Below are 20,228 nucleotides of genomic sequence, written 5' to 3'. Positions count from 1 at the left end.
AAATATTAAGTTGTAAAATATTGATTTAATTCATCCGAGAAATATTGTAGGGCGTTTTTGATTGGAAGTGGAACTCCACCACCTAGAGCACATAAAGACCCAATTTCTAAGGTTTCTATTAAGTCGTCAAAAAGTTGACGATCTATCTTGTAGTTGTCATTTTGCGCTTTTTGAAGCATTTCCATTCCGCGATGCGATCCAATTCTACATGGGTAGCATTTACCGCAAGATTCATCTGCTGTAAATTCCATTAAATGTTCTAAAAATTGAATCATAGGGAAATCAGTAGGAATAGAAACGACGCTTGCATGTCCTAATAGAAATCCACTAGAACTAAACGATTCAAAATCTAAGGTCAAATCTTTAATTTTTTCTATAGGTAAAATTCCACCGAGTGGTCCACCAATTTGAAACCCTTTCAGAGAGGATTTGTAACCTTGTCCTAATTCTTCAAATACAGTTTGAAGTGATGTTCCCATTTCGACTTCATACATTCCTGGTCTATTAAAGAAACTATCTAACGATACTAATTTTGTTCCCGTAGATTTGTCCGTCCCCAGATTTGAATAGGCATTTCCACCATTTTCCAATATCCAATGTAGGTTTGCAAATGTTTCTACATTACTTAAAACAGTAGGTTTGCCATATAACCCATATTGAGCAGGGTAGGGAGGGCGAACTCTTACCTCCGGTCTTAAGCCTTCAATTGAGTTTAATAAGGCCGTTTCTTCTCCACAAACATACGAGCCTTGTCCTCTAATAATTTTAAACTTGAACGCATAAGGAATATCAAGCATTTTAAATTCTTCAATTGCATCTGCAATGATTCTGATCGAATCTGGGTATTCTCCCCTTATGTATAAAACACCTGTATCTGCACCTGCAATCAATCCAGCCATATACATGCCAAAAAGGACTTTATGCGGTTGGTGTTCCATCAAATACATATCCGAATAGGCTCCTGGATCTCCTTCATCAGCGTTGCATACTATATATTTTTGGATGTTCTCTTCCTTGTAGACAGCATCTAATTTAAACCAAAAAGGAAATCCTGCACCGCCTCTACCTCTAAGATTTGATTTTATTAATTCTTCAATTGCTTCTCTCTTTTTAGGTAGGAAATCAACTGATAAATTATAGAATTCTTGAAGATTTTTAATTTTAGAAGTTAATATGGGCGTGCAATTACTTTCTATATGATACTCGTTTTCTTGATTAATTTCAGAATTTAAAATTTTATTTAAATCAGTGCCTGATCCAATACTGAACGTCTTATCATTGTACATTAAGGCATTATTGCTATGACACCTTCCAACACATGCCGCATGACCGATATGCTCATCTTTAAAATGACTCTTTAATTTTGAAGAAACTTCTGATTGTTTCCCAGCGACCATGCAAGCGGTTCCCGAGCATACATGAATTTTTTTTGCCCTATTTTGTTCTCTTGTAAAGTCGTAAAATGAGGCTGTTCCAAAGATAACGGAGTCGTCTACCATAAATCGTTTGGCTAATTCTTTGAACTCTGATTCTGAAGTCTGTTTGCTAGATAGTTCAGCAATATTTTCGAATAGATTGTCATCTAAGCCTTTTCTTGAGGATAAAGATCTGATATTTTTATTTGCCATAGCGCGGTGATTAACTGCACTAAGTTATAAAATAAAAGAGTATTTAATTCTTAAACGATTAAAGTTTTTCACAAACTAGCACAATGTGTTTTCCATCTAAATTGGTTGTAAAAAACAAATAGTCCTTTCCTCCATCTTTTAATTTCGTTTTTTTTCTAATATCCATTACAGATTGAGGGAAGTTTCTAGTAGTAATATTTGCCTTTCCGGTAGGAATTAATTTTCGTAGTTGCTTTTTATCATATTGGATATTTGCTTTTATTTTAAACCTTCTTCCTGGAAAAGTAATCAAATTCTCTGAAGTGTATAAATGAGAATGTTGATGGAGTTTTGCAATTTGAAACTGATTTGAAACGTTTTGGAAACCACCAGATTTTAGTATGGCAGAATTTGGCTCGAATAAATACGTCAATGGCTGGCTGTAAACTGAATTTGACTCAATACTTAATTCAAAATTAAATGTTTGATTCGATTGTTTCAAAATATTCACAGTTTTTATATTTATTGATTCTGTGTAATCTTTTTCTAATAGAAATAATAATTCTTTTACTTCGTTTTTAACGGCTACAATATGAATCTCCTTAACAAATTCCAATTCATTAATTGCACTTTTTAAATCGAGAATAGGTGAAGTTTTAATTAAAATATTTGATGATTTTTTAAATAATGAAGATAAATTTTCAGGTACATCAGGTAAGCAGTCTTTAAGTAAAAACACCTTGCCCTTGACATCATTTCGTCTAGAAGGATCTATATAAATCCAATCAAATTTATTCGTTGAATTTATAACATATTCGATTCCATTTGTTGAAAAAGTTTCAATGTTTGAAACATCTAGTTGAGCATAATTATGTTTTACAATTTTAGACAAATTTTCGTTTAAGTCACAATGAATAACCGATTCGAATTTTTTAGAAAAGTAATAACAGTCTACACCAAATCCGCCTGTAACATCAACGATTGATTTTCCATTTATCAACTCCGACTTGTATTTGGCAGTCAGTTCTGAAGATGTTTGTTCAATATTTAATTTATTTGGAAAATATATCCCTGAAGCGTTAAACCAAGTAGGTAGTTTAGAACTACATTTTTTTTTCGATTCAATTTGCTCTACAATTTCTTTCGAGCTCACTTTTTCAAAATTTGTTCCTTTAAAGAGTATTTTGGATAAATCTTCGTTTAGGTTTTTTGAAATGTATTCTTGAACAGTCTTATGTAGTATTTGAAGATTCAAAAAGTTAAAATAGGTTTATTCTCTAATTTTTAAATATTTTTTGTCAAAGATTGAACAATCTTATTGTCAGCTAAGAATTCTTTTAGAATCACTTTTAAAACAGTATATGCAGGAACTGCTAAAACCATTCCTACTACTCCAAATAACAACCCACCAATGATAATAATTAAAAATATTTCGAGAGGATGTGATTTTACACTTTTTGAAAAAATTAATGGCTGACTAAAGAAATTGTCTATTAGTTGGGCAAACACATACCATATTAAAACCCAAATAGTGGTTGGTAATATTTCTGTCCTAAAGTCTTGCCCTAAATTACTGGTCATAGTTAGAAATACCATTAGCGCACAAGCAATAAGCGGACCTATATATGGAATTAGGTTAAGCAATGCGCATAAAAACGCAATTACAATGGCATTTTCAATTCCTAATACAGACAAAGAAATAGAATAAATTATAAATAGAATTGAAATTTGAAATACAAGTCCTAAAAAGTATCTCGAAAGTAAATCTTTTATAGTATTTAAAGATTTCTCAACTCGTTTTTCGTTTTTATCCGGAACAATAATTAAAATACTATTATGCATAATCTGGCTGTCCTTTAGAAAAAAGAAAGTAATAAATAACACTGAAAACAATCCGATGCTTAAGGAGCCAGCTGTGCTAATTATGGAATTCAGTAAAACAGGTAACTCTTTAAACTTTGAAACTAAATCAAGGTTCTTAAATTCCTCAATGATATTAATATTGTAGGCTAAGAAATACTCATTTAAATGATATGTTATTTTTTCGGTATCATTCATTAATTCATTGAAATTGAGTAAAGATAAATTGGCTCCTTGTTGAGAAATAAGCGGAATGAACATTCTTATTAATCCACTTAATAAACCAATAAAGAAAATCATTGTTACAACGACAGCCACTGTATTAGGAAACTTTAATTTAGTTCGTAAAAAAATAGTCATTGGTCGGGCAATAAGTGATAGTACTGCTGCAATTATGATATACACAATAACAGATTGAATAGCCCAAAGAAAATAAAGCAGTCCTGAAATACCAACCAAGACAGCAATGGCCTGTAGGATACCTTGTGAGATTGTTTTTGAATTCATACCGTAAATATAAGTTTTTTAAAGTTCGGTAATTCGATGTTGTGTAAATTCTATCAATTCTTTAAAGAAACTATCGAAATCATTTTTAAAATCTTGATAATGTTCTTTTAAATCGTTTATAGCAAGATTCATTTGTGATACACCTTTGGTGCGTCTGTTCATTCCATTTAAAACTTGCTCCATTCCCTCAAAATATTGATAATTATACAACCAATTATATCGTTCTAAATAGGGTAGCATTTCTTTTGTCTTTTCCGGAAGAATCTCATAATTGGTATGCAGTAATTTATAAAAGTTTGAAGAAAAGATGTCTAAAGGGATTGAAGAGAAGTCTAACCAGTTTTTAGCTAAAAAATGGTCATAAAACATATCTATAATTACACCATCATAATGTCTATATCGTTCATGCAATCTACGCTTGCTAATTCTTACAATTTTATGTTGATCGGTAAACGTGTCTATATTCCGGTGAAGAATGATTCCTTTTTGAATTTCTAAAGAGAAGTTTTTATACTTATTTCCTCTAATTGCATCTGCAAAAAAATTACCTAACATAAGGTCATTATTGTTATTTGATAGGTACAAGTGTGCTAGGAAGTTCATTAAGTGAAATTACAAAAAAACCACAACTATTTAGTTGTGGCTCTATTATTTTAAAGTGAATTTTACTTCACAAAACTATTAATTTAACATAACTGGCATTACCAACATCGTAATTTCTTCGCCTTCATCTGCGCCATCTATTGGAGTCAAAATTCCCGCTCTGTTCGGTAAAGACATTTCAATTAAAATCTCATCCGATGTTAAGTTGCTTAACATTTCTGTTAAAAAACGAGAATTAAATCCAATTTGCATATCATCACCTTGATAATCGCAATTTAAGCGTTCATCTGCTTTGTTAGAGTAATCAATATCTTCAGCAGAAATGTTTAATTCCGTTCCTGCCATTTTTAAACGAATCTGATGTGTCGTTTTACTAGAGAAAATAGAAACACGACGGGCAGAATTTAAAAATGAAGCTCTTTCAACAGTTAATTTATTTGGATTTTCTTTTGGAATTACCGCTTCATAGTTCGGGTATTTTCCATCGATTAATCTACATTCCAAAACAACGTTGTCAAAAACAAATTTTGCATTAGAATTATTATATTCAATAGATACATCGCTATCAGTATTGTTTAAAATACCTTTTAATATCGTTAATGGTTTTTTTGGCATTATAAATTCTGCAACTTCATCAGCAACAACATCTGTTCTAGAATATTTCACCAATTTATGTGCATCCGTTGCGACAAAAGTTAAACTTTGCGGACTAAATTGAAAAAAGACACCACTCATTACAGGTCTCAAATCATCGTTTCCTGCAGCAAAAATAGTTTTAGAAATAGCAGTCGCTAAGATACCTCCATTAATTACAGTTTTGCTTGGTGATTCTAAAGCTACGGCTTTCGGAAATTCTTCTCCACTAAAATAAGCCATGTCATACTTTCCTTGACTAGAACTAATTTCAATAGTACTATTGTCTTCAGTTTTAAAAGTTAAAGGTTGATCAGGAAAAGTTTTTAAAGTATCTAATAATAACCTAGATGATACAGCTATAGAACCTTTTGAATCAGATTCAACCTCTATAGAAGCACTCATGGTAGATTCTAAATCCGATGCTGTAATTTTTAATTGGTTCGTGTCTAATTCAAACAAAAAGTTATCTAAAATTGGAAGCGTATTATTACTATTTATAACCCCTCCAAGCACTTGCAGTTGCTTTAATAATTGCGAACTTGATACTATAAATTTCATGTATGTGTTTTTTTAGTAAGAATACAAATATATTCTAAAAATACGTGATATCGAAAAGAACTTATAAACATATTAACAATTTGTATTTAATCATTTTTTGTTGTGAAAATGCGGGTTTCAAAACTATTTTTAGTGATAAATTTAAGTGGTATTGGAGGTGGATTTTAAAAACAATTCAGTCATGCTTTTAATTCGAATCACAAATATATGTTAAGTTTATTTATGCTTTTTGATGAAGTCGATATTATACTTTAGATTTGTTTTTTACTAACACTACTTTTTTATGAATAGAATATTGCTCACTCTTTTCTTATGCATTCCATTTTTTTTATCGGCACAACAACCTCCAAAACCATCTTCTTCAGAGATTTATGAAGATATTAAAAAGTTGAATTTTTTGGGTACTGCATTATATATAGCAGCACATCCAGATGATGAAAATACAACCCTAATTTCGTATTTGGCAAACGATGTAAAGGCAAGAACAGGATACTTATCGTTAACACGAGGAGACGGTGGTCAAAATCTAATTGGTCCAGAAATAAGAGAACTTTTAGGAGTTATTAGAACACAAGAATTATTGCAAGCTAGAAAGACAGATGGTGGAGAGCAATTATTCACACGAGCAAACGACTTCGGTTATTCTAGGCATCCAGATGAGACCTTAGAAATTTGGAATAAAGAAGAAGTTTTAGGTGATGTTGTTTTGGCAATTCGCAAGTTTAGACCCGATGTTATAATAAACAGATTTAGCCATAAACCAGAATCATTTGGAAACACGCACGGGCATCATACGTCTTCTGCAGTTTTAAGTGAATTAGCGTTTGATTTGGCTGGCGATCCTAATAAGTATTCTGAGCAGTTAGTACAAGTAGATGTTTGGCAGCCACGAAGAGAATTCTTTAATACTTCAACTTGGTTTTATGGTGGGCAAGAAGCATTTGACAAAGCGGATAAATCTAATATGGTTGTTTTAGATGTTGGGACCTTTTACCCTTCCAATGGATTGTCAAATACTGAGATTTCTAGTTTAAGCAGAAGTATGCATAAGAGTCAAGGATTTGGAAGTACAGGTTCAAGAGGGGTTAGAAATGAATATTTAGAATTGGTAAAAGGAGATATGCCATTGGACGTAGATAATGTTTTTGATGGAATTGATACTTCTTGGAATCGTGTTGAAGGCGGAGAGGCTATTGGAAATATACTGAAGGAAGTAGAGGATAATTTCGAATTTCGAAACCCTAGTGAAAGTATTAGCAAACTTATAGAAGCATATCGCCTAATTTTGGATTTGGAAGATGATTATTGGAGGACTCAGAAGTCTAAAGAAATTAAGAAAATAATTCAGGCATGTGCGGGGTTATTTTTAGAAATTACAAGTTCTGAGCCTTATGCCACTAGAGGAAGTGAAGTAGATTTTAAAATAGAAGCAATAAATAGGAGTGAAGCGAAAATTACCTTAGGAACAGTTAATATTTTACCACTGTATGTTACCAATTACGATGGGGCCGAATTAATGGAAAATAAGCGTGTTAATATGGAACTTGATGGAGTGTTACTTAATGATATGGAATATACGAGTCCATATTGGTTGCAAGAGCCTGGAACATTGGGGATGTATAAAGTTGTAAATGAAGAATTAATCGGTTTACCAGAAACTCCAAGAACTCTGAAAGCTAATTTTAGTGTAAAGATTGAAGGATTCACATTCGATTTTTTAAAAGAAGTAGTCTATAAATATAACGATCCTGTAAAAGGAGAAGTGTATAGGCCTTTTGAAGTTATCCCTGAATTGTCGGCAAGTTTATCTGAAAAGGTGATGATTTTTCCAAACGAACATGAAAAAGAAATAAACGTAATTGTTAGAGCAAATGAGCCAGGAGTGAAGGGGAAAATTGAGCTCAATATACCAGAGGGATGGAATGTAAGTCCTCAATATTATGCATTGGATATAGCAACTAAAGGTGCGGAACAAAGCGTAACATTCCATATAACACCGTCTAAAGAACAATCTAATGGATTTATCTCTCCATTGATTAGTTATAAAGGTAAAAAGTTTAGTAATGAGTTGGTCGAGATTGATTATGATCATATTCCATTTCAATCGGTTTTAATGCCGTCTAAAAGCAAAGTGGTACGTCTTTCTATCGAGAAAAAAGGACAACTTATAGGCTATATTCAGGGGGCTGGAGATGATATTCCTGCTAGTTTACGACAAGTAGGTTATACGGTAATAGAATTGAATGACAACGAAATTAAAGCCGATAAATTAAAAGATTTTGATGCCATTGTGTTAGGAGTTCGAACTTATAATACAAGTGATAATGCAAAGTTTTATCAGGAAATATTGCATGAATATGTAAACAATGGTGGTACAATGTTGGTGCAATACAACACAAGCCATAGATTGAAAGTGGATAAAGTAGCTCCATTGCCAATTACCTTAAGTAGAGGTAGGGTTACAAATGAAAATTCTGAAGTGCAGATGCTAGCACCAGAGCATGAAGTGATGCAATATCCAAATGTGATTTCAGAGAAAGATTTTGATGGTTGGGTGCAAGAAAGAGGTCTTTATTTTCCTAAAGAATGGAGTGCAGATTATACGGCTATTCTAGGGATGAATGATCTTGGGAAATCTCAAGAAAAAGGAAGTTTATTAGTGGCAAAATACGGAGAGGGACATTTTATATACACAGGGTTAAGTTTCTTTAGAGAGTTGCCAGCAGGAGTTTCCGGAGCCTTTAGATTGTATACAAATTTGCTCTCCATTGGGAAAAATGAAACCGAATTAAATAAAAATAATTAAATTATGTCTGAAGAGAAACCACCAATTTTTAAATCTTGGAATCAGTTATATCTGTTTGTGTTATTATTTCAGATAATACTTGTTATTTTATTCACATTATTTACTAAAAAATACGCCTAATGCATATAGTAGACTGGACTGTTTTAATTGGAATTTTAGTGCTTATTGTTTGGTACGGAATATGGAAAACAAGAAATGTAAGAACAACTGAATCATTTCTTAGAGGAGAGCAAACGTTACCATGGTACACTATTGGTTTATCAGTTATGGCAACTCAAGCCAGTGCCATAACCTTTTTATCAACTCCAGGACAAGCATATGACGATGGAATGCGTTTTGCACAATTCTATTTTGGTTTGCCAATAGCCATGATAATTCTGTGTGTATTTGTATTGCCTAAATTTTACAATCTCAAAGTTTATACGGCTTACGAATATTTAGAAGGGAGATTCGATTTAAAAACGAGATCTCTTACTGCCATGTTATTCTTAATGCAAAGAGGATTAGCAGCGGGTTTAACCATTTTTGCACCATCCATTATATTATCATCAATATTAGGTTGGAATTTAAATGTAACCAATCTTTTGATAGGAGCATTGGTTATTATTTATACCGTATCTGGAGGAACGAATGCTGTAAGTCAAACCCAGAAACAACAAATGATTGTTATATTAAGTGGAATGTTTGTGGCATTTCTTATAATCGTTGCAAAATTTCCGCCGGACATTTCTTTTTCAGATGCCGTTGATATCGCGGGTAATATGGGGAAACTAAATGTGGTAGATTTCGAATTTGATTTATCTAATAGATACAATTTATGGTCGGCTTTATTAGGAGGAACTTTTTTGTTTTTATCTTATTTTGGTACAGATCAATCACAGGTTCAACGTTATTTATCTGGAAAATCATTAACACAAAGCAGATTAGGTTTGTTGTTTAATGGGTTGTTTAAGGTGCCAATGCAATTTGCAATTTTGTTTGTTGGTATCATGATGTTTGTTTTTTATCAATTTAATGATGCTCCACTGCATTTTAACAAAGCAAATGTGGAGGTTGTAAAGAGTTCAGAATACGCAAATGAGTATGCCGAATTAGAGACGGAATTGAATAATTTATCTGATCAGAAAAGAGATGCTATTTATACAGTTGTAGAGAATAAGAAAACAGGAAAAGATAATGTAGAGGCGGTTGCTACAATGAATGAAGCACTGAGTAAAGAGATAGATTTAAGAGATCAGGCTAAAGAATTGGTGAAAAAAGTTTCTGATAATGGAACGATAAAACTCGAAACTGAAGATTCTGATTATGTGTTCATAACATTTGTAACTACACATCTTCCAATTGGCTTAATAGGACTGTTGCTAGCCGTAATTTTCTCAGCAGCGATGTCTTCAACGGCATCAGAATTAAACGCATTAGCTACTACTTCTGTAATTGATATTTATAAAAGATCTTTTGTAAAAGATGGTAGTGATGAACACTATTTAAAAATGTCTAAGTGGTTCACTTTTGGCTGGGGAATTATGGCACTTATTTTTGCAACATTCGCCTCTTTGTTTGACAATTTAATTGAAGCCGTTAATATAATTGGTTCATTGTTTTATGGAACTATTTTAGGGGTGTTTGCCATTGCTTTTTTCTTTAAGAAAATTAGAGGTAACGCTACATTTATAGGAGCGATTTTGGGAGAAGTATGTGTGCTGTTATTGTTTTATTTAAATGAAATCGAAGTGATACAATTAGCATATTTATGGTTGAATTTAATTGGTTGTGCATTAGTTGTTTTAATGGCATTTATGATCCAATCATTATCTAAAAAACCGACTAAGTAAAATTAGAATGTTTAAATGAATGGATTGATTATAAGAAAAGCTGTAATTGATGATTTAGAAACCTTGTTGACTTTTGAGCAAGGTGTTATTTCTTTTGAACGTTCTTTTGATGAAACATTAGATAATGATCCTATTTCTTATTATGACATTGGAAAGATGATTCAATCACCAGAAGTAGAAGTTATGGTTGCAGAAATAAATAATGAATTGGTTGGATCAGGTTATGCAAGAATTGAAGAACCAAAGCCATATTTAAAACATTCTAAATTTGCCTATTTAGGTTTTATGTATGTAAAGCCAGAATTTAGAGGGGAAGGCATTAATAAAATTCTTATAGATAAGTTATTAGAATGGATTTCTTCAATGGGTATTGAAGAAGTACGATTGGATGTTTATTCAGAAAATAGTGGGGCTATAAAGGCATATGAAAAAGCTGGATTTACACCCCTTTTATTAAATATGAGAATGAGTATTTGAGTTGTTTTTTGAAAAGAAATTGTAAAGTAAATTTATTGACACATTTAATATTAATGTAAAAATTAAGATTTTTACCTTATTTTTGGATTAACGATAAAATTTTAGAATTAAAAAAAAAGAGTATGAAGAATTTATTTGTAAAAGGATTAATGTTAGGATGTATGTTTTTGACTTTAGTTTCTTGTAATTCAAACGGTGCTAATTCAAATGTAACAATTGATAAGGAGCAAATAAAAAAAGAAATTCAGGAAAGAGAGAATGAGTTTGCTGAAATTTATAACAGTGGTGAATTGAAGAATATTGGATATTATGCTGAAGATGCAGTAACATTTTATCCAAACATGAAACCAATTAGAAGTATAAAAGAAAGATTAGAGTTTTTAAAGTTAGATGAAGGAAGTATAAATAATACAAGAATCTTATTTACAACTTATGAAGTTTTTCCTTCTAATGATGGTAATCAAGTATTAGAAATTGGTTATTATACTGTTGTAGATTCTACAAACACTGCTATAAATACAGGTAATTACATGAGTCTCTTTGAAAAAAGGGATGGTAAATATGTTTGCCTTAGAGATATGAGTGCATCAGACATGCCATTGGATTAAATAATCTTAAAGAAAAATAAAAAAGAGATGCTGTTTTATTAAAACAGCATCTCTTTTTTATTTTTGATATGAAGATTAACGTCTTCTTCCACCCCCACCTGCTCTAGCTCCAGTTGGTCTAGATACACTAGGGCGAGTCCCCATAGTTCTTCCGGAAGATCTATTATAGTTACTAGGTGAAGTACTTCTATTACTATTCGTAGATCTATTTGTTGTTGATGCTCTGTTTGTCGTAGACGCTCTATTCGAAGTTGTCGCCCTGTTTGAAGTTGTTGCTCTGTTAGATGGACGAGAACCGGACTGTCCAGCGGTTTTGAAATTTCCGTTTTTTATATTGTTATTTACAGTATTTGAAGTGTTTCTTGTCTGTTTATTATAGATATTATAGGTATTTCGATTGTTAATATTGATATTAACGTTATTATGGCCGCCATGATAGCCATGGTGGTGGTGGTAATGATTATGTCTGTAAATTCCAATACTAATTACAGCAATAGGTCTCCAATATGGAGGGTAGTACCCGTAATAATAGGGTGGATAATATGGAACATACGCAGGAGAATATACATATTGTACTATAGGTGCAGATTGGACTACAATAACCTCAGTAGAGGCTTCGACATTAACAGTAACAGGATCTTCACCTACGTATGCAGGATTTGCAGTAATCGATTCTGTCGGTTCGGAACGAGGTTCAATTATGTAATCTTTGCCATAAATTTCCTCATCTCCAATAATCTGTAAGGAAACTTTACCCTCTGAATCTTTTGTTACCGATATTACAGCCACATCTTGCGTTTCTTTTTCACTAATTGGGTCTTGAAGAATAAATAGAAAGTTATCACCGTCTTTTTCGGTTGCAACTTTAATAAAGTCAACTTTACCATCATTATTTAAATCCAAATTAACAATTCCTGCTTTATCATCATTTAAAGCCTTTTCGAAATCTTCTATGGTTTTAGATTTTTGAAATAAATCTAAAACAGCATAGAGGTCAAGGTCATCTCCTGGAAGGCCTAGTAAAGGTTGGTCATTTTCAGTTTGAGAAAATGAAGAAAAACTAAGCAGACTAAACGCTAGTATTATAATTGCTAAAAATTTTGTTCTCATGGTATCTTATTTTATTTCTTGATGATTTGTAATCAAGAATTATTCCATTTTAATATTTAAAATTCTCGTTGTGAGGATGCTTATTATTTTTTACTAATATTAACTTGATGAGGATAAGGAATTTCGATTCCAGCTTTGTCAAGGGCAATTTTACAGTTTTCAATGGCCGCCGCCTTTACCGAATAAAAGGTCTCAGGCGTTACCCATAAAAACACTTTAAAATTAATAGAACTATCGGCTAATTCAGTTATAACCACGGAAGGCGCTGGAGTTGGTAAAAGGCCTTCTATGCCTTCAACAGCAGCAACAAGAACTTCTTTTGTTTGTTTAATATCTGATGCGTAATCAACACCTATTTCTACGTCTAAACGTAAATTCCCTTTTTCACTAATGTTTATAATGTTTCCATTAGATAAAGCGCCATTAGGTATATAAATTGTCTTGTTTCTAAACGTTCTTATTATGGTTGAGAAAATTTGAATATCCTCAACAAATCCTTCTTCCCCTTGTACATCAATATAATCTCCAATTTTAAATGGTCTAAAGAGCATTATAATTACTCCCCCTGCAAGATTACCTAACGCCCCTTGTAAGGCAAATCCAACACCTAAACCAGCAGCTGCTATTAATGCAGCAAATGAAGTTGTTTCTACTCCTAATTTAGAAGCTACAGCAATGAACAACATGATTTTTAGCACCCATCCAGATAAATTATGTGCAAACCTTCTTAAGGTTTCATCTACGCTTCTAGAAACTAAAATCTTATTCATTATTTTTAATATGATTCTAATGGCGTATAAACCAATTATAAGAATTGCGAGCGCTGCAAAAATGTTTACTGCAAAATCAACAATTTTGTCACTGTGTTTTTCAAAAAATCCAACAATTTCAGAATCGGCTATTTGTTCTCCTATTATTTCAGCTGTTTGTTCTAATTTATCTTGCATTATTTTGTTTATTTATTGATTATCTTCTTCTAGTACCCATGCTTCTAGATGGCATCGATCTGTTATATGATGGCCTTGATGTAGGTCTGGTGCTTGGTCTAGTATTTGTGCTTGGCCTTGTATTCGGTCTAGTACTTGGTCTAGAGCTAGGCCTAGAACTAGGATTGTATGATGGTCGAGTAGAAGGTGAAGTTGGCCTAGTTGAAGGCCTTGTTGATGGTCTTGACCCTGGCATTGTACTTGGTCTTGTAGATGGTCTTGTGCTTTTATGAACCCGCTCTCTAGATGACGGTTTCCAACTTGGTGAAACTTTATTTCCTGTGGTGGCCTTGCCGTCTCTTTTATTTTTGGTGTTTGCTCTATTATTAGTATTTGCTCTATTGTTAGTTGTAGCGGCTCTATTGGATAAACCCTGTTTATTGGTTACACCTTTGTTTCTTTTTTGAAATGAATTATCTGGTCTTGTTACAGCCAAATCATTTCTACGGTTATTCACGTTAATATTTACATTGTTATTAATTCTAACATTTGCTCTATTGTACGAATGGCGATGGTGTGCGTAAGTACGCGCATGATATCTGTAGTTATGAATAGCAATGGCCCGCCAAGGTCTGTAATATGGTGGATAGTAACCCCAATAGAAAGGAGAATACCATGGTCTAAAAATTGGACCCCAAAACCAAGTAAAAATAACAGGAGCCGTAACATAAACTGGTTGAACAATATAATTTGTTCCGTACATATATACATCTCCAACTACCTGTACTTGCGTATCTCCCTTAGAATCTTTTTGAACATCGATGGTACAAACATCTTGAAATTGGTCTTTACCAATTACTGCTTGAACCGTAACAACATGGGTGTTTTTATCGGAATTACTAACAACCCTTAAGTAATCTACCTCGCCATCATCATTTAAATCTAAGTTGGATAATTTTTCTTTTGGATCATTTAATTTATTCTCGAAATCTTCCAAATCCTTTGAATCTCCAAAGGCCGCTGCTACTGCTTCTAAGTCCAGATTTTCACTAATATCTTCGCTTGCAGCGGTAACCGTAGTGGTATCTTGAGCGTATATTGTCACTCCTAGAAATAGGAGCAGCAGAAGACTGAGTTTTTTCATAATTTTTTGTTTTATAAAAACAATATTTTTCAATATTTGTTCTTGTTAAAGCAAATATACGTAATTCAGTTATTATTTTTATTTTTCAATAATGAACTATCTACTAGTGAACTTACTATTTAAAAGACCAATTAAGATACTTGTGAAAAGGTAATAATAGCCCCAAGCTGAGGTAAAAATACTACCAATAAGAAAACTTTGAATGACATAAAATGACGGAAAAAGTGTTATTCCGAAAGCGAATCTGAACGTACTTGTGAATTCCAACTCTTTAATAATGGGTTGTACTTTTTTCCATAATAACCAAGGAATAAGACTATTTGCAATGAATAAAATACGAATTATTGAGCTTGATTTATTTTTATATGTAGTTGTATTTGGGTTTAGGCTAAGTGTTTCGATTTTTATATTCGTAGCAATTGGGTCCAGAAAGTCAGCATTATCATTATTTAAAGCATTTACAATTTTATCATAATTATTTAAATCTTCAATATGCGTGGTAAGCACTTTCATTTCATTTCTTACAACTTCTTTGAGTTCATTGGTAGAAGTAAAAATATCATTAGGATTCCAAAATTTCTTAGCATCAATTGGTTTTCCATAATATACCGAGCAAGAAGCAGGATGGTCTAGAATATGATCATAGTTAAGACCTACTGGGACAATTTGAATTTCCATTTCTGGATATATCTCAAAAGTACCAAACAAAATTCGTGTAAATCCTTTACTAAGCACACGAATTCTTCTTGCCAAATTATGTCCTCCTTCTGGAAAAATTAAAATGACATTATTTTTATGTAAAAGATTGATACATTTATTAATAATGGCAATGTTTTTTGGAATTGTATTCCAACCATCTCTTACACGGTAGATTGGAATCATTTGAACGCTGTTAAAAAATCTAATGATTAATTTTCGTTTAAAAACACCTGCACGAGTTAAGAAATGGGTATTTCTACCATTGGTTGTACCAATTATTAAAGGGTCAATCAGTGCATTTTGATGGTTAGAAACAAACATTACAGCACCTTTTTTTGGAATGTTTTCCTTACCTACAACATTGATTTTTTTATAATAAAAGAACAGCCCAATTCGGATATAGTTCTTAACAATTGTTATCCAAAGTTGCTTCATTTAGTTACTTGTTTTTTTACGCCCCCAAAAGGCAGCGAGTACTAGTCCGGAAACGATATCCCAAATTCCCCAAAAGGCAACTAACAGGGCCATGCCACCCAAATCTTCAAAAAAAGCGAATACTAAAACAAGGCCTAAACCTGAATTTTGAATTCCAGTTTCTATAGATAGTGTTTTTTTATTCTTAAAACTGAGACTCATAATTTGCCCAGCATAATAACCTTGAAGTAAACCAATGATATTATGAATTAAAACAATAAATAAAACATAGTGAATATGATTTAAGAAAATATCGATATTTTGAGAAAAGGCGATAACTATTAAAGCAATAAAAACCATTACCGATATTGGTTTTAGAACTTTCATTACTTTTAAGGCTAAGTCCTCTTTCCAGCGTCTAAAAGATATTCCTAAAACAAGCGGTATCCCCAAGATTAGCAATACCAGTTTTACAAGTTTCCAAGAATCTAATTGTACCGATTGTAAAATTTGAGCCGTGGGCTCATGAAGATTACTCCAAAACTGAAAATTTAAAGGTGTCATTACTAGGCAAATGAGTGTAGCAAATGCAGTTAAACTTACCGAAAGGGCCGCGTTTCCTTTCGCCATTTGTGTCATAAAATTAGAAATGTTACCTCCTGGGCAGGCCGCAACTAAAAGCATTCCTAAAGCAATACTTGGTGCTGGGTCAATTATTTTAATAAGTAAAAAAGTGACTGCAGGAAATAATATGAATTGTGATATAACACCGGTTAATACAATTTTAGGACTATGTATAAGTCGTTTAAAGTCATCAATAGTGATTCCTATGGCAACCCCAAACATTATAACAGCTAATGCAATATTAAGTACCCAAAGACCGTCTTCATTAAAGTTTATCCGAATTGCATCGAGGTTTTCATTCATGTAGTGGTTCTTAATTTTGAGTAATATACACCAATTTTAAGAAACGAAGTTGTTTAATTAGAAAAAGCATATTGCACAATATTGGCACCCATTTGTAAGGCTTTTTCTCTAGTGCTCTCGGGATTATTATGTACAGATGCATCTTCCCAACCATCGCTTAAATCAGTTTCAAAGTCATAGAAGCATACTAACCTTCCATCAATAAAAATTCCAAAACCTTGCGCAGGTTTGTTATCATGTTCATGAATTTTAGGTATTCCTTTATCAAAACTATACGATTGATGATAAATAGGGTGGTTGTTGGGTATTTCTTCAAATTCTGCATTTGGAAATACCTTTTTCATTTCTTTTCTGATGTATGGATCCAACCCATAATTATCTGATATATGCAAAAAACCTCCTGATGTTAAATAATTTCGTAGATTTTCTATAGCAAAATCTGAAAAATAAACATTCCCATGCCCAGTCATAAATACCAATGGATAATTAAATAAATCTATGCTTTCTACTTCTACTGAAGTTTGATTGCTGGATATTTTTGTTTGTATATTATTATTACAATATTGAATCAGATTAGGCAGTGCTGTAGGGTTAGAGTACCAATCACCACCGCCGTCATATTTTAAGGTTGCCAATTCTTGCCCAACGGTTGATGAACTAAAAAGTATTGAAAAAATAAGTATAAATCTTTTCATTATTTTTCGTTTAATATCGAAACGCTATGCGCAGCAACTATACCTGCAGTTTCAGTTCTTAATCTACTTGCTCCAAAAGTAACAGGTTCGAAATTTTTGCCTAGTGCTTTTTCAATTTCAGCAATTGAAAAATCACCTTCAGGACCAATTAAAATTGTAATTTTATTTGAGCCTTGTATAACCTGTTTTAGAGTTTTTTTATTCGTTTCTTCACAATGAGCAATGAGCTTATCACCTTCTATTTCCTTAGAAATAAATTCTGAAAATGAAACTACATCATTTAATTTTGGTAATCGAAATTTTAATGATTGTTTCATAGCAGAAATGATTACTTTATCAAATCGCTCTTTTTTAATCACCTTTCTTTCGGAATGTTTACAAATAATTGGTGTGATTTCATCAATGCCAATTTCCGTAGCTTTTTCTAAAAACCACTCGTAGCGATCGTTGTTTTTAGTTGGAGCAATTGCAATATGTAAATAGTAATTCCAAGGTTTTACTCGCTTTTCTGAATTTACAATATCTACAAGACATTTTTTTTCATTGGGAAGTACAATTTCTACAGTAAATAGATCACCTTTTCCATTGGTAATATTTAATTGGTCTCCTGTATTTTTTCTGAGAACCTTCACAATGTGTCTGCTTTCAATTTTATCAAAAGTAAATTGAGCATAATTATTTGAGATATGTTCGCTGTAAAAAAGTTGCATTAACTAATATCTTGTCTATAAGTTCTTCTTCTTTTATGAATTAATGGATTGAAATCTTTCCATAATAAATGGATCGCTTCATTCTCGTCTAACTCAGGTGTTCTTATCAATCGTTTAATTCCTCTTGCTTTACAAGATTTATAAAATTCATCAAAAATTATCGCTGTAACTCCTTTGTTTTGATATTTTTCATTCACCCCTATAAGATAAAAAATAATTTCATCAGATTTTTTTCTAGCCTGTAAAAGATGAAATATTCCAAAGGGATATAACTTTCCTTTTGCTTTTTGCAATGCTCTAGAAAATGAAGGAAGCGTAATAGCGAAAGCAATCATTTTATCATCTTTATCCATCACAAATTTTATAAAATTGGGATCTATTAAATGAATGTATTTCTTCTTGAAATAACTTTTTTCATCTTCAGAAATTGGAACAAATGAGGACAATGTTTTGTAGGTATCATTAAATAAATCAAACATCTCATCTACATAGGGCATTAATTCATCGGTGCTTGTAAATCTTTTTGCAGTTAATTCAAATCGTTGAGAAATTAATTTAGAAAAGCGCGTAAATTTAGTTGGGTCGATATCTTTAAATTCGATGATGCTTTCTAGCCATTGTTTCTCCTTTTTAAAACCTAAAGTTTCTAAATGCGTAACATAATAAGGGTGATTGTACCATGTAATCATAGTGCCCAAATAATCGTATCCTTCTATTAAAACTCCAACTTTGTCAAGATTCGAGAATCCAACAGGGCCTTCAACGAACTCTAAATTATTATTCTTGCCGATTTCATGAACTCTATTTAATAACGCTTTTGAAACTTCTATGTCATCAATAATATCATACCATCCAAAACGCATTTTTGAAATTTTTTGGGTATTTACCTCAGTCCAATTAATTATGGCAGCAACACGACCCACAATCTTACCACTTTTATAAGCGAGTAAAAACTTGACTTCTGCATGTTTAAATACAGGGTTTATGTTTTTATCTAGACTTGCCAGTTCATCATTTATAATCGGCGGCACCCAGTAAGGATGGTTTTTATATAATGAAAAAGGAAATTTAACGAATGCTTTCATTTCCTTTTTAGAACTAACTTCTTTTATCAAAATCATTTATTTTTTCTTTTTAAACAGGCCAAAGAGCCCTCCGTTTTTTTTAGGTTTTCCACCTTGGTTCGATTCAACTAATTCATCTTGATGCATATCTAACCTCCAAGAGGCACCGATACTCGCAATAAACCCAGCCTCATCTGGATTTAAATTTGCTCTAACTGCTGCATCAAATTGTAAATTTCTAGAGTACAAATAAGCAGCTCCAGTTCCAAGTTGAAAATCGTTTCTATATTCGGTAAAATCACCCTGATTTTCGACAAAAATAGACCATAAATCATTCATGGCATAGGTCATCGTTAGAATATATGAGTATACTGAATAATCGGTGGTTATTTTGTCTGCTATTAAGTTTGTTATAAGGTTTAGTCTAGGAGTAAAATCGTTCTGCAAAAGGATGGCTGCTTTAGGACTTATACCACTTTCTTTATAGTCTTCGCTTGATAAATTGGTATTTAGCCCTAGGTAAACCCCAACAGAGGGTATCCACCTGCTTTTGTCGAATTCAGTTCTTTTTTTCCAACTTCTTATTTCTTTAGACTTATCTGCAAATTCCTTTTGGTAAATCATGTATTTAGCACCAACAGTGAACTGGCTTATTCCACTAATTTGAGACGTAGAACTTAAAACATTATTGAATTGAAGGTCGTTTTGCTGATAGGTAAAATTTAAATTAAATTCCAATTGTTCCATAAATTTACCATAACGCAAAAACAAATTCGTTCCCATAGGATTTATTCTTGCAAAGGTTCTATCGGAATCACCTTGTCCATAAAAGAATCCAGTTTCAGCCTGAAATACATCTGTGCCTACTCCATATGGGCTTTCAGAATTACCGGGTCTTTTAGAGTTAATAATATCTGTGTATTGCGCCGAAATTTGTTGCACGGATAGAACAAAGAAAATGACGAAAAAAAAGTTTTTCATAACGAAGGGTTAATTAAAGTCAAATATAAGATTTTATCATTGTAAACGTTTTAAGTTCTATTCA

At 32.3% G+C, this 20,228-nt stretch carries 18 protein-coding genes; 4 read left to right on the top strand and 14 right to left on the bottom strand.

What is annotated here, in order from left to right; translation table 11 throughout:
• Positions 1–5: 5 nt before the first annotated feature.
• From RM519_RS13805 to dnaN, 5 genes are all read right to left on the bottom strand, one after another.
• Complete coding sequence (locus RM519_RS13805; RefSeq protein WP_311594419.1) at positions 6–1,628, bottom strand: NADH-ubiquinone oxidoreductase-F iron-sulfur binding region domain-containing protein; 1,623 nt, start codon at positions 1,626–1,628, stop codon at positions 6–8.
• Between the two features lie 58 nt (positions 1,629–1,686).
• Positions 1,687–2,760 (bottom strand): THUMP-like domain-containing protein, encoded by a 1,074-nt coding sequence (locus tag RM519_RS13800; protein ID WP_311594418.1) that lies wholly within the window; start codon positions 2,758–2,760, stop codon positions 1,687–1,689.
• 131 nt (positions 2,761–2,891) lie between these two features.
• Positions 2,892–3,974: an AI-2E family transporter gene (locus tag RM519_RS13795; protein WP_311594417.1), complete on the bottom strand. Its 1,083-nt coding sequence runs from the start codon at positions 3,972–3,974 to the stop codon at positions 2,892–2,894.
• Positions 3,975–3,992: 18 nt separating this feature from the next.
• Positions 3,993–4,577 (bottom strand): acyl carrier protein phosphodiesterase, encoded by a 585-nt coding sequence (locus tag RM519_RS13790; RefSeq protein ID WP_432280191.1) that lies wholly within the window; start codon positions 4,575–4,577, stop codon positions 3,993–3,995.
• A gap of 78 nt (positions 4,578–4,655) precedes the next feature.
• Positions 4,656–5,771: a DNA polymerase III subunit beta gene (gene dnaN / locus RM519_RS13785; RefSeq protein ID WP_311594415.1), complete on the bottom strand. Its 1,116-nt coding sequence runs from the start codon at positions 5,769–5,771 to the stop codon at positions 4,656–4,658.
• A gap of 283 nt (positions 5,772–6,054) precedes the next feature.
• On the opposite strand from dnaN, the gene RM519_RS13780 reads away from it, so the two are divergent.
• The 4 genes from RM519_RS13780 (at position 6,055) to RM519_RS13765 (ending at position 11,494) form a co-directional block, all read left to right on the top strand.
• Positions 6,055–8,577, top strand: a complete 2,523-nt coding sequence (locus RM519_RS13780) for a PIG-L family deacetylase (RefSeq protein WP_311594414.1) — start codon at positions 6,055–6,057, stop codon at positions 8,575–8,577.
• 119 nt (positions 8,578–8,696) lie between these two features.
• Complete coding sequence (locus tag RM519_RS13775; protein WP_311594413.1) at positions 8,697–10,409, top strand: sodium:solute symporter family protein; 1,713 nt, start codon at positions 8,697–8,699, stop codon at positions 10,407–10,409.
• Positions 10,410–10,424: 15 nt separating this feature from the next.
• Entirely contained in the window at positions 10,425–10,886 is a 462-nt protein-coding gene (locus tag RM519_RS13770) for a GNAT family N-acetyltransferase (protein WP_311594412.1), read from the top strand.
• Between the two features lie 122 nt (positions 10,887–11,008).
• Positions 11,009–11,494, top strand: coding sequence for a YybH family protein (locus tag RM519_RS13765; RefSeq protein WP_311594411.1), 486 nt, complete (start codon positions 11,009–11,011; stop codon positions 11,492–11,494).
• 75 nt (positions 11,495–11,569) lie between these two features.
• Here the strand turns inward: RM519_RS13765 and RM519_RS13760 are convergent, their stop codons facing one another.
• From RM519_RS13760 to RM519_RS13720, 9 genes are all read right to left on the bottom strand, one after another.
• On the bottom strand, positions 11,570–12,604 hold the full coding sequence (locus RM519_RS13760) for a hypothetical protein (RefSeq protein ID WP_311594410.1): 1,035 nt from the start codon (positions 12,602–12,604) through the stop codon (positions 11,570–11,572).
• Between the two features lie 83 nt (positions 12,605–12,687).
• Positions 12,688–13,551, bottom strand: a complete 864-nt coding sequence (locus RM519_RS13755; protein WP_311594409.1) for a mechanosensitive ion channel family protein — start codon at positions 13,549–13,551, stop codon at positions 12,688–12,690.
• 19 nt (positions 13,552–13,570) lie between these two features.
• Positions 13,571–14,674 (bottom strand): hypothetical protein, encoded by a 1,104-nt coding sequence (locus tag RM519_RS13750; RefSeq protein ID WP_311594408.1) that lies wholly within the window; start codon positions 14,672–14,674, stop codon positions 13,571–13,573.
• Positions 14,675–14,770: 96 nt separating this feature from the next.
• The gene (locus RM519_RS13745; RefSeq protein WP_311594407.1) at positions 14,771–15,808 is read right to left on the bottom strand and encodes a 1-acyl-sn-glycerol-3-phosphate acyltransferase; all 1,038 of its coding nucleotides are present in this window, start codon (positions 15,806–15,808) and stop codon (positions 14,771–14,773) included.
• The gene (locus tag RM519_RS13740; protein WP_311594406.1) at positions 15,809–16,714 is read right to left on the bottom strand and encodes a bile acid:sodium symporter family protein; all 906 of its coding nucleotides are present in this window, start codon (positions 16,712–16,714) and stop codon (positions 15,809–15,811) included.
• Between the two features lie 53 nt (positions 16,715–16,767).
• Entirely contained in the window at positions 16,768–17,409 is a 642-nt protein-coding gene (locus tag RM519_RS13735) for a DUF4159 domain-containing protein (protein WP_311594405.1), read from the bottom strand.
• Positions 17,409–18,119 carry a 16S rRNA (uracil(1498)-N(3))-methyltransferase gene (locus RM519_RS13730; RefSeq protein WP_311594404.1) on the bottom strand — a complete coding sequence of 237 codons (711 nt, stop codon included), beginning with the start codon at positions 18,117–18,119 and terminating at the stop codon, positions 17,409–17,411. The genes RM519_RS13735 and RM519_RS13730 overlap by 1 nt, the downstream gene beginning before the upstream one ends.
• Complete coding sequence (locus RM519_RS13725; RefSeq protein WP_311594403.1) at positions 18,119–19,240, bottom strand: GTP cyclohydrolase; 1,122 nt, start codon at positions 19,238–19,240, stop codon at positions 18,119–18,121. The genes RM519_RS13730 and RM519_RS13725 overlap by 1 nt, the downstream gene beginning before the upstream one ends.
• A complete protein-coding gene (locus RM519_RS13720; protein ID WP_311594402.1) occupies positions 19,241–20,164 on the bottom strand; it encodes a transporter in 924 nt (307 codons plus the stop codon).
• Between the last annotated feature and the right edge of the window lie 64 nt (positions 20,165–20,228).

The sequence above is a fragment of the Urechidicola vernalis genome (assembly GCF_031846385.1).
Lineage (GTDB): Bacteria > Bacteroidota > Bacteroidia > Flavobacteriales > Flavobacteriaceae > Urechidicola > Urechidicola vernalis.
Note: the sequence above shows the minus strand (reverse complement) of the source record. Positions and strands in the feature narration are given on the sequence as shown.

Coding starts and splice junctions, on each gene's coding strand:
- RM519_RS13805 (WP_311594419.1), bottom strand. CDS start 1,628: ATGGCAAATAAAAATATCAGATCTTTATCCTCAAGAAAAGGCTTAGAT.
- RM519_RS13795 (WP_311594417.1), bottom strand. CDS start 3,974: ATGAATTCAAAAACAATCTCACAAGGTATCCTACAGGCCATTGCTGTC.
- RM519_RS13790 (WP_432280191.1), bottom strand. CDS start 4,577: ATGAACTTCCTAGCACACTTGTACCTATCAAATAACAATAATGACCTT.
- dnaN (WP_311594415.1), bottom strand. CDS start 5,771: ATGAAATTTATAGTATCAAGTTCGCAATTATTAAAGCAACTGCAAGTG.
- RM519_RS13780 (WP_311594414.1), top strand. CDS start 6,055: ATGAATAGAATATTGCTCACTCTTTTCTTATGCATTCCATTTTTTTTA.
- RM519_RS13775 (WP_311594413.1), top strand. CDS start 8,697: ATGCATATAGTAGACTGGACTGTTTTAATTGGAATTTTAGTGCTTATT.
- RM519_RS13770 (WP_311594412.1), top strand. CDS start 10,425: ATGAATGGATTGATTATAAGAAAAGCTGTAATTGATGATTTAGAAACC.
- RM519_RS13765 (WP_311594411.1), top strand. CDS start 11,009: ATGAAGAATTTATTTGTAAAAGGATTAATGTTAGGATGTATGTTTTTG.
- RM519_RS13760 (WP_311594410.1), bottom strand. CDS start 12,604: ATGAGAACAAAATTTTTAGCAATTATAATACTAGCGTTTAGTCTGCTT.
- RM519_RS13755 (WP_311594409.1), bottom strand. CDS start 13,551: ATGCAAGATAAATTAGAACAAACAGCTGAAATAATAGGAGAACAAATA.
- RM519_RS13750 (WP_311594408.1), bottom strand. CDS start 14,674: ATGAAAAAACTCAGTCTTCTGCTGCTCCTATTTCTAGGAGTGACAATA.
- RM519_RS13745 (WP_311594407.1), bottom strand. CDS start 15,808: ATGAAGCAACTTTGGATAACAATTGTTAAGAACTATATCCGAATTGGG.
- RM519_RS13740 (WP_311594406.1), bottom strand. CDS start 16,714: ATGAATGAAAACCTCGATGCAATTCGGATAAACTTTAATGAAGACGGT.
- RM519_RS13735 (WP_311594405.1), bottom strand. CDS start 17,409: ATGAAAAGATTTATACTTATTTTTTCAATACTTTTTAGTTCATCAACC.
- RM519_RS13730 (WP_311594404.1), bottom strand. CDS start 18,119: ATGCAACTTTTTTACAGCGAACATATCTCAAATAATTATGCTCAATTT.
- RM519_RS13725 (WP_311594403.1), bottom strand. CDS start 19,240: ATGATTTTGATAAAAGAAGTTAGTTCTAAAAAGGAAATGAAAGCATTC.
- RM519_RS13720 (WP_311594402.1), bottom strand. CDS start 20,164: ATGAAAAACTTTTTTTTCGTCATTTTCTTTGTTCTATCCGTGCAACAA.